Below are 9,123 nucleotides of genomic sequence, written 5' to 3' on the forward strand. Positions count from 1 at the left end.
CGGGCGTGCGTCGCCTGAAACGACAAAAGCGGCCCGCGGGCCGCTTTTGTCATTCGCATATGGCATTTCATCGCAACACTCAGAACATCGCGACCTTGTGGCGCGCGTGCGCGAAGGTCGGATCGCTTTCGAGCGGACGATAGTTCAGCCGCTGTGACAGGTCGACCGCCGCGCCGCACACGGCTTCGACGAGGCGTTCCTTCTCGCGGGCCTCGCCGATTTCCGAGCGCGGCACGGTCGCGGTGATCGCCGCGACGATCGAGCCCGAATGGTCGCGTACGGGCGCGGTCACGGCCGAAATGCCGCTCTCGAACGCCGCCTCGCTCACCGCGTAGCCGAGCCGCGCGTAATGGCGCACGCGCTCGTAAAGTTCGTCGACGGTGCCCGGCGTGCGCTCGGTGAACTGCTCGAGCCGCTTCTCCGGATAGAGCTGGCGCAGTGCGTCGCGCGTCAGGTCGCCCATCAGCACGTGGCCGTGCACGGTCGCATGCGCGGGCAGGCGCGTGCCGACGTGCACCTTCACCGAACCGAACATCGACGTATTGCTCTGCGCCTTCGCGACGAACACGACGTCACGCTGGTCGCGGATCAGCAGATGCGTCGACAGGCCGGTCGCGTCGCGCAGCCGTTCGAGCACGGGCGCGCCGAGATCGGTCAGTTCGAGCGAATTCAGGTATTCGAAGCCGAGCCGCAGCACGCCGACGCCGAGCCGGAAATAACGGTCGCCGTTCACGCGCTCGAGGAAACCGAGCGCTTCGAGCGTCTGCAGCAGGCGGAACGTGGTCGTGCGCGGAATGCCGATGCGCTTCGACAGTTCGGGCGCGCCGAGCACCGGCTCGCGCGCGGAGAATTCGGCGAGGATCCGCAGCCCGCGTTCGAGCCCCGGCACCAGATAGGACGACGCGCCGCCGGACGATTCGTCGTCGCCGGGCGCCGCGGTTTCAGGTGCGTCGCTCATCGTTGTCTTGACCATGTGGACATGGACGGCAGGAAATCATTCACGTAACAGGTCACGGATCGTCGTGGATATTCAGTCATGCTACCTCAGCGCGCACGGGGTTCACACCGCGTGCGTCGCCGCACCGCAGCATGCGGATCGCGACGCCGTGGAGAGTCAATCACGGTCGAGAGGATAGCAGCGATGGACAGCGCCACGCCATGCCGGCGCGGCCGGCAGCGCGGGAAGGCGGCCGCGTGCGCGGCAGCAGGCGCGGCAGGCAAGGCCGGGCGGCCTACAGGCGCGACAGGTGAACCCGGATGTTTGCTCGATCGTATGTGAAGCCGCCGGCCGCATCCGGCTCGAGCACGCGCGCCAGGTCGACTGCATACATCCATCCGCTGCCCAGGCGGCCACCGTTAATCGCCCGGATCCGGCTGCCGCCGACGGCGATCGCCGCATGAAAGACCGTGCCGCCGCGCGAGAAGCCGACCGCGGTTCCCGCCGGAATGCTCGCGCGCCCGTCCCATTCACCGCCGGTCTCGAAGTTGAAACGGGTTCGCCAGTGCTGGCCGATCGTGTCGAGCAGCGCGCCGGGCGCGATCATCGCATCGCTGCGCAGCAGGTACCGGACATAAGCCGCGGCGTCGTAGCAGACGCCGCCGGAAACATACTCGTTGATGTCGGCCATGCCGAACATCAGCGCCTGGGCGTGCTTCTGCCGTTCGGCGAAACCGGACTGGGCGACATGTCCGCCTAGCTGGGAGAGTTGCATGGGTGGCTCCTGGTGAAGAAGCAGGACGTCATCGTCCCGCCAACGCAATAACGTCATATGTTATTACGATATCGAGCCACGTCCGCGCACGCGCTCGGACGTCACGGCATGCGCGCCGCCGACGCAGGCACGGCGGCGGCCGCATCGGGATTCGGCGCGAGCCGCAGGCGCACGCGCAACGGCTGCAGCATGTCGGGCGGTGGCGCTCGCCGACGATCGCACCCGAGATCCGACAGCGCGCGCACGTCCGGCGCGATCGCGCGCATCACGGCGCCCAGCGCCACGGCGACGATCGCCAGCGCGATCAGCACCTCGATCAGCGTGAATCCCCGTTCCGGCGCCCGCGCCGTGCGCGAGCCGCCGCGCGCATGGCGGTTGTAGTCGGTTCTGTCGTCGCACATGGCCTGCATTCTTGTCGATGGGTCGGCGCCCGGCGTCCGGCATTCCAATCGCGGCGCGAAGCCGCATCGCCGGCGCGACGGACGCCGTGCAGGGACGTTAAGCGCGGCGTATGGCACACACGTGTCGAATGGTACGGACCATTTGGCGCGGCGAGCTCGGGCGGACGGGCGCGCAAGCGCGCCGCACGCGCTGTCGCGCAAAGCGCGACAGGCGACGGAAAACTGAAAACGATCGGGAAACGCCACCCGGCGGCGGGCGGCAAGCGATGAAGACGATCCTCGGGCGGCGGGATCGACGCGACGGCGTCAGGCCGTCACGGCGGCGTCATACGCGGCGCGGGCAAGCTGGCCGGCGGCGTAGGCCTCGGCTTCGCCGCGAAAGCCGTCCCGGCTGAACGCAACGACTTTCACGCCAACGCCAGTCGCCCGCTTCACCGTCAGCGCCCATTGCCATCCGCCGTCTTGCTCGAAGACGTGCAGCGAGGGTTCGAAGGAAGGGTCGAATACGGTCACGCGTTTTGCTCCTGCCCCCTTGCGCACCGCATCGGCAACGCTTGGGGCATGTCGAAAGGATCGCGCCGGGATGCGACGCGCTTTTGCCATTCGACAGTCTAGTCAAGGATTGTTGCGACGCACCATCAGAGGTTTCACTCATCTATCGGAACCGGGCGGTCGATCAAATTTCCTGAAACCCCATATGGCACGGGCCTCAGCGCCGTTTCAGCGCGCCTGACTCAGCGCTCGTGCGGCAACGTGCCGCACACGCGACCGCTTGCCTGTATCGATCGCCCGTGACTCGCAAAAACGAATCGTCCGGCGATCCAGTCACTTCGGTGATGGGCGTGGTTACCGGCCCGTAACCGTCGGCATCACGCGCCGAAACGTCAGGTTCACGCGCTCACCCTGCACGCCCGGCGCCTTCGGCACGCGATGCTGCCATTCGGCCTGTGTGCGGCCTCGCATCACGAGCAGGCTGCCGTGCCCGAGACGATACGCATGCGTGACACCGGTCCTGCGATGCCGAAGGTCGAACACGCGCATCGCCCCAAGGCTCACCGATGCGATCACCGGCGCATCGCCCAGCTCGGGCTCGTTGTCCGCATGCCAGCCGAGGCTGTCCTGCCCGTTGCGGTAGCGGTTGAGCAGCACGCTGTTGAAGCGCGCGCCGCACGTCGCCTCGACCGCGCGCTTCAGGTCGAGCACGGCCGGCGTCCACGGCGCCGGCACGTTGCGGATCCCCGAATAGACGTAGACGGCGTCCGGCTCGCCCTGCCATGCGGTCAGCCGCGGCAACGGAATGCGCCCGCGCGGCGTGCGGATCGTGTCCTGCTGCCACGCGACCTCGTTGATCAACGCGGCCAGCGCGCGATCGGCATCGGACGGCGCCAGCCAGTCCGGGTACCAGTCCACGTCGGGTGCGGGCGTGTCAGCGAAGAGATCGGGTGTCGACATGTCGGGAGAAACGGGCGAACGGTGCATGCCTGCATACTAGCCAACGGCGTCGCACACTGCCATGCGCAGTCATTCGCGGATGCAACGTGGCCGCGCGCACACTCGGCGGCGACGCGGGCCCGATGTCCGGCTTCGACGGCGCGAAAGTCGATGCCGCGTTCTTCGCGGGCACCGCGATCAAACGCAACTTCCTCGTGAATCTCGGCTATGGCGATCCGGCCGGCTTGTTCCCGCACAGCCCGCGCTTCGATTTCGACGACATCGCCGCATCGAGTGACGGCCGATGGCCGGCGCCGGCGCCCGTCGATGTCGGGCTCGCGCCGGCCTTGTCCAAACGAGGGAGCGTGCCCTACCCGCCGCGCGTCAGCCGGATCAGCGTGATCTCGGACGGCACGCCGAAACGGTTCGGCGGCCCCCAGTATCCGGTGCCGCGGCTCGTATAGAGCCACAGATCGCCGATGCGGCTGAGCCCGCCGATCACCGGCTGCTGCAGCCGCACGAACGGTGGCCATGGCAAAAACTGGCCGCCGTGCGTATGCCCCGACAACTGCACGGTAAAGCCGGCGCGGTTCGCCGCTTCCGCGCTGCGCGGCTGGTGCGCGAGCAGGATCTTCGTGCCGACGTCGTGCGGCGCACCCGCCAGCGCCTGCACGGGGTCGCTGCGATGGGCGGGATCGAACCCGCCCGCCGTGAAATCGGTGACGCCCGCGAGCACCGCGTGCGCACCGTCATGTTCAATCAGCACGTGCTCGTTGAGCAGCACCGTGATCCCGATGCGCCGGAACTCGTCGATCCACGCATGCGCGCCCGCGTAATACTCGTGGTTGCCCGTCACCAGGAAGCTGCCGTGCCGCGACTGCATGCGGCCGAGCGGCGCCGTGTGGTCGCGCAGGCGCTTGACCGAGCCGTCGACCACGTCGCCCGTTACGACGACGAGGTCGGCATCGAGCGCGTTGACCGCGCGCACGATCCGTTCGACGTAGGGCCGCTTGATCGTCGGCCCGACGTGAATATCGGACAGCTGCACGATCGTCAGCCCGTCGAGCCCGGCCGGCAGCCCCGCGACCGGGATCGACACGCGCTTGACCGCCGCCGTGCGGCGCGCACCGACGAACCCGATCACGGTCACGAACACAGCGCCGGCCAGCACGCCGATCGCCGTGTCGGTCGCCGCGCCGGGCCACGCGCCGTCGTGCCCGAGATGGCGCCATCCGGACACGCCGAGCAGCACGAATTCGCGAAGGAACGTCAGCAGGAGCAGCGACGAGAAGAAGCCCATCACGAGCGAGCCGGCCCAGCCGGCCAGCGTCGCGGCCCAACCTTCGTCGAAGCGGCGCGAGAACATGCCGACCGGGATCAGCACGACGAAGCTCGCCAGCACGAGCGCCGCGATCGTGCGCGCGACCGGCGACGTGAACGCATCGGGAATGATCCGAATCCCGACGTACAGATGGAACAGCATGCCGATTGCAATGAACCGGACAAAGAAACTTCGCATGGAACACTCACCTTCGTTGCGATACCGATACCGCTTCCGCGTTGCATGTTGCACGAGGCCGTGAGGCTCCGTGCCGCGCGTCGCGCCATACGTACGATGGTACACAGATCGCGGCTGTGACGACCGGTCGCCGGCCGGGCTTCGACGCCGCCCGGCGCACCGCTCGACCGCGACTTCATCGGCCCGCCCGACGCGAGCGACGTTGACGCTTTCCCGAAGCCCGTCGTTACCGACATGCAGCGCACGCTGCGCTTGCCCATCCCGGTCAGCCACTTCGAGAACGACGGCCGGATGATCGATGCGAACGTCAGCGTCTTGCCCGAAGGCACTGCGTGTCGCCGCTCTCGCGGGCGGGCAAACTAGCAGACCGCTCAGGCCGAACGCCCGTCGCGGATCTGCGTCGCCGATCACGACACGCTGCCGCGCTTCACACGCAATCCGGTCGACCCACTCGTCAACATTGCCCCCCGACTCGCCGGATCGACTCCATTCCCGTGCGTTCGAACGGCAATCGGCCGTTTCCGCCCCGATTCCGCGCGGTCGACAGGACAAATCGGCCGCCCTTCGTTCGTCTGACGATCCTTTACAGTCCGTTAGCAACCCTACGCGAGCGTGCGCTGGCAGAATCGCGACGGTCCGACCATCATTGCAGAAACGCGGTGCCGAACGGGCGGACACGCCCCCCCCGACCGGTAATACCCCCCACGGTGCACGGGGCGGGTGGCTGGCGGTCCGCATCGCGCTGATTTATTATCGGCCCCATATCCCGGAATCGTCGTCGCGGCGACGATTCACATTGCGCCGCGCCCGGCATCCACCCCCAACGTCGAGCTCGTCACACCATGAGAAAAACAACGCCGCGCGCGCCCTTGCGCGTCGCCGCCGTCCTGGCGCCAGCGCTGCCGCTCGCGGGCTGCGCATCGCGCGGCGCACCGTCGTACGTCCTGTTCGGCGCGTATTTCCCGCTTTGGCTCGTCAGCGCGATCGTCGGCGTCATCGGCGCGATCGTCGCGCACCGCGTATTCGTCGCGACCGGCTGGGCCGCGACGGTGCCCTACCAGCTGGCCGTCTGCACCGCGATCGGGCTCGTGGTCGCGGTGATCGTGTGGCTCGCCGGCACGGGGCCGTTCGCATGAAGGCCGCCGGTATCGCCCGCCCCTCCGTCAAAGGCCGCGTGATCGCCCTGGCGATCGTCGCGCTCGGCATCGCGGCACTCGTGTACGCGTACTACCGCACGACGGCCTACCCGTCCACCGACGACGCGTCGATCGACGCGGACGTCGTGCACGTCGCGTCGCCGGTCGGCGGCCGCATCGTGCAGCTCGCGGTACATGAAAACCAGCGCGTCGCGAAAGGCGACCTGCTGTACGTCATCGACCCGGTGCCGTACCGGCTGACGGTTGCGCAGGCGCAGGCCGACCTCGAACTCGCGCGCGCATCGCTCGACACGCGCCGCCGTTCGCTGATCGGCGAGCGCTCGAACGCGGCCGTGGCCGCCGAGCAGGTCAAGCGCGCGACCCAGAACAACGACCTTGCCACGCGCGACGTGAACCGGCTCGCGCCGCTCGCCGCGCAGGGCTACGTCAGCGCGCAGCAGTTCGACCAGGCGAAGGTCCGCCAGCGCGACGCGGCCGTGTCGCTCGCGCAGGCACAGGAACAGCAGCGCGCGTCCGCGCAGACGATCGGCGACGAGGCCGACGCGATCGCGACGCTGCATGCGCGCGAGGCCGCGCTGGCCCGCGCGCAGCATGCGCTCGAAGACACCGTCGTGCGTGCGCCGCACGATGGGCTCGTCACGGGCTTGAGCGTGCTCGCCGGCGAAACCCTTGCGCCGAACCAGTCGATCTTCACGCTGATCGACGCGAGCGAATGGTTCGCCGTCGGCAACTTCCGCGAGACGTCGCTGAGCCGCATCGAGGTCGGCGACTGCGCAACCGTCTATTCGATGATCGACCGCAGCCGCCCGCTGACGGGCAAGGTCGTCGGCGTCGGCGCAGGCATTGCCGACAGCGCCCGCATCAACCTGCCGCGCACGCTGCCGATCGTGCAGAACTCGGTGAACTGGGTGCACGTCGCGCAGCGCTTCCCCGTGCGCGTGAAGCTCGACGAACCCGACGGCAAGCTCGTGCGCGTCGGCGCCAGCGCGATCGTCGAGGTCCGGCATGGCACTGCCTGCCGCTGAGGTTCGCTCGCCGGGCCCGCGCGAAGTCCTGCGACTGCTCGCGCCGTTTCCGGGGCGCACGTCGATTGCCGTGCGGGTTGCGCTGATCTGCGCGCTGACCGCGCTCGTGACGGCCGCCTACGGCACGCCGGAAGCCGCGCTGTCCGCGTACGTCGTGTTCTTCATGATCCGGGCCGACCGCGTGACGAGCATCGTGCTCGCGGCCGCGCTGCTGGTGATCGTCACGATCGTGATCGGGCTCGTGCTCGGCATCGCGATCTTCAGCATCGACTATTCGATCCTGCGGGTCGCGTGCATGGCCGTGCTGTCGGTCGGCCTCCTCTATCTGACGTCAGCCAGCAAGCTGCGCCCGGTCGGCGCGATCCTCGCGATGATCGTCGGCTTCGGACTCGACCAGCTCGGCCTTGCGCCGTTCGGCGAAGCTGCAACGCGCGCGCTGCTGTACATCTGGCTGACGATCGCGATTCCCGTCGGTGTCGCGATCGTTGTCAACCTGCTGATCGCGCCGTCGCCGCGCAAGCTCGCGCACGCGCAACTCGCGAAGCGCTTGCGGCTTGCCGCGCAGCGGCTGCGCGGTGACGATGCCGCGCGCGATGCATTCAATGCCAGCCTGCACGAAGGCGACAAGCAGCTGCTCACGTGGCTCAAGCTGTCGAAACTCGAAGGTTCGTCGTCCGCCGCCGACTTCGCGGCGTTGCGGCAGGCCGTGGCATCGAGCACCGCGCTGCTCGTCGGCGTCGCACTGGCCGATCGCGAACCGGATGCACGGCTGCCCGACGCATTCGCCGCCCCGATCGCCGCGACGCTCGACGAGATGGCCGACATCCTCGACCAGGGCGGCTACCCGGTCGACGTGACGCTCGCGCTACCGCCGACCGACACGCTGCCGCCGCTCGCACGTGTTGCTGCGACGGATCTCCATGCGGCGATCACGCATTTCGCGGAACCGGCCGCAACGACCGATGTCGCTTCGACGGCTTCGACGGCTTCGACGGCTTCGACGGCTTCGACGGCTTCGACGGCTTCGACGGCTTCGACGGCTTCGACGGCTTCGACGGCTTCGACGGCTTCGACGGCTTCGACGGCTTCGACGGCTTCGGAAACTGCCCCCGACGCCCCCGCAGCCGCCCCGCGCGGCGGCTTCTTCCTGCCCGACGCGCGCACCAATCCCGACCACATCCGCTACGCGCTGAAGACCACCGCCGCGGCGATCTTCTGCTACCTGCTGTACTCACAGCTCGACTGGTCGGGCATCCACACCTGCGTCGTCACCTGCTACATCGTGTCGCTCGGCTCGACGGCCGAAACGGTCGAGAAGCTCACGCTGCGGATCTTCGGCTGCATCGTCGGCGCGCTGCTCGGCACGGCGGCACTCGTCGTCGTCGTGCCGTCGCTATCGTCGGTCGGCCACCTGATGGCGCTGGTGTTCGCCGGCGGGTGGCTCGCCGCGTGGGTCGCGTTCGGCTCGCCGCGCATCGCGTATGCCGGCTTCCAGATCGCGTTCGCGTTTTTCCTGTGCGTGATCCAGGGCGCCGGCCCCGGCTTCGACCTGACGATCGCGCGCGATCGCACGATCGGCATCCTGCTCGGCAACGTCGTCGTGTATCTCGTGTTCACGCGCATCTGGCCTGTCAGCATCGGCAAGCAGATCGACGCCGGGCTCACCGCGCTGATCGAACAGTGGCGGCGCCTCGTGCAGGTCGCGCAGCCGGCCGAGCGGCGCGCGCTCGCGGCCGAGGCGTTCGCCCGCCACGGCGCGATCACGCAGGAGCTCGGGCTGGTCCACTACGAACCGTCGTGGGTACGGCCGGCCGCGTCGTGGCTGGCCACCCGACGGCGCGCGCTCGCGGAGCTCGGGGCGCTGGAAGGGCCGCTGTT

The 9,123-nt window shown here is 68.6% G+C and carries 8 protein-coding genes and 2 pseudogenes; 4 read left to right on the forward strand and 6 right to left on the reverse strand.

What is annotated here, in order from left to right:
* Positions 1 to 79: 79 nt before the first annotated feature.
* The 5 genes and pseudogenes from G3N98_RS18270 to G3N98_RS18295 all read right to left on the reverse strand — a co-directional run bounded on the left by G3N98_RS18270 (position 80) and on the right by G3N98_RS18295 (position 3,565).
* The gene (locus G3N98_RS18270) at positions 80 to 973 is read right to left on the reverse strand and encodes an IclR family transcriptional regulator (protein ID WP_206148826.1); all 894 of its coding nucleotides are present in this window, start codon (positions 971 to 973) and stop codon (positions 80 to 82) included.
* Between the two features lie 259 nt (positions 974 to 1,232).
* Positions 1,233 to 1,769: a type 6 secretion system effector deamidase TecA gene (tecA, locus tag G3N98_RS18275; RefSeq protein WP_226202780.1), complete on the reverse strand. Its 537-nt coding sequence runs from the start codon at positions 1,767 to 1,769 to the stop codon at positions 1,233 to 1,235.
* A 197-nt stretch (positions 1,770 to 1,966) separates the two neighbouring features.
* Positions 1,967 to 2,113: pseudogene (locus G3N98_RS18285) on the reverse strand (prepilin-type N-terminal cleavage/methylation domain-containing protein); the annotation flags it as partial.
* A gap of 306 nt (positions 2,114 to 2,419) precedes the next feature.
* Positions 2,420 to 2,626, reverse strand: coding sequence for a hypothetical protein (locus G3N98_RS18290; protein WP_089429068.1), 207 nt, complete (start codon positions 2,624 to 2,626; stop codon positions 2,420 to 2,422).
* A gap of 333 nt (positions 2,627 to 2,959) precedes the next feature.
* Complete coding sequence (locus G3N98_RS18295; RefSeq protein WP_206148827.1) at positions 2,960 to 3,565, reverse strand: alpha-ketoglutarate-dependent dioxygenase AlkB; 606 nt, start codon at positions 3,563 to 3,565, stop codon at positions 2,960 to 2,962.
* An 86-nt stretch (positions 3,566 to 3,651) separates the two neighbouring features.
* Here G3N98_RS18295 and G3N98_RS18300 point away from each other — a divergent pair.
* Positions 3,652 to 3,831: pseudogene (locus G3N98_RS18300) on the forward strand (nitroreductase family protein); the annotation flags it as partial.
* Between the two features lie 83 nt (positions 3,832 to 3,914).
* Here the strand turns inward: G3N98_RS18300 and G3N98_RS18305 are convergent.
* The gene (locus G3N98_RS18305; protein ID WP_175240933.1) at positions 3,915 to 5,063 is read right to left on the reverse strand and encodes a metallophosphoesterase; all 1,149 of its coding nucleotides are present in this window, start codon (positions 5,061 to 5,063) and stop codon (positions 3,915 to 3,917) included.
* Between the two features lie 842 nt (positions 5,064 to 5,905).
* Between G3N98_RS18305 and G3N98_RS18310 the strand changes: the two genes are divergently transcribed.
* The 3 genes from G3N98_RS18310 to G3N98_RS18320 all read left to right on the forward strand — a co-directional run.
* Positions 5,906 to 6,199, forward strand: a complete 294-nt coding sequence (locus G3N98_RS18310) for a hypothetical protein (protein WP_206148828.1) — start codon at positions 5,906 to 5,908, stop codon at positions 6,197 to 6,199.
* Positions 6,196 to 7,245: a multidrug transporter subunit MdtN gene (gene mdtN, locus G3N98_RS18315; protein ID WP_175240932.1), complete on the forward strand. Its 1,050-nt coding sequence runs from the start codon at positions 6,196 to 6,198 to the stop codon at positions 7,243 to 7,245. Before G3N98_RS18310 ends, mdtN begins: the two co-directional genes overlap by 4 nt.
* Positions 7,226 to 9,123: FUSC family protein (locus G3N98_RS18320; protein ID WP_206148829.1), on the forward strand; the 1,898-nt coding region annotated here is incomplete at its 3' end. The genes mdtN and G3N98_RS18320, both read left to right, overlap by 20 nt.

This window comes from Burkholderia sp. Tr-20390 (assembly GCF_017104595.1).
In the GTDB taxonomy this organism is placed as follows: Bacteria; Pseudomonadota; Gammaproteobacteria; order Burkholderiales; family Burkholderiaceae; genus Burkholderia.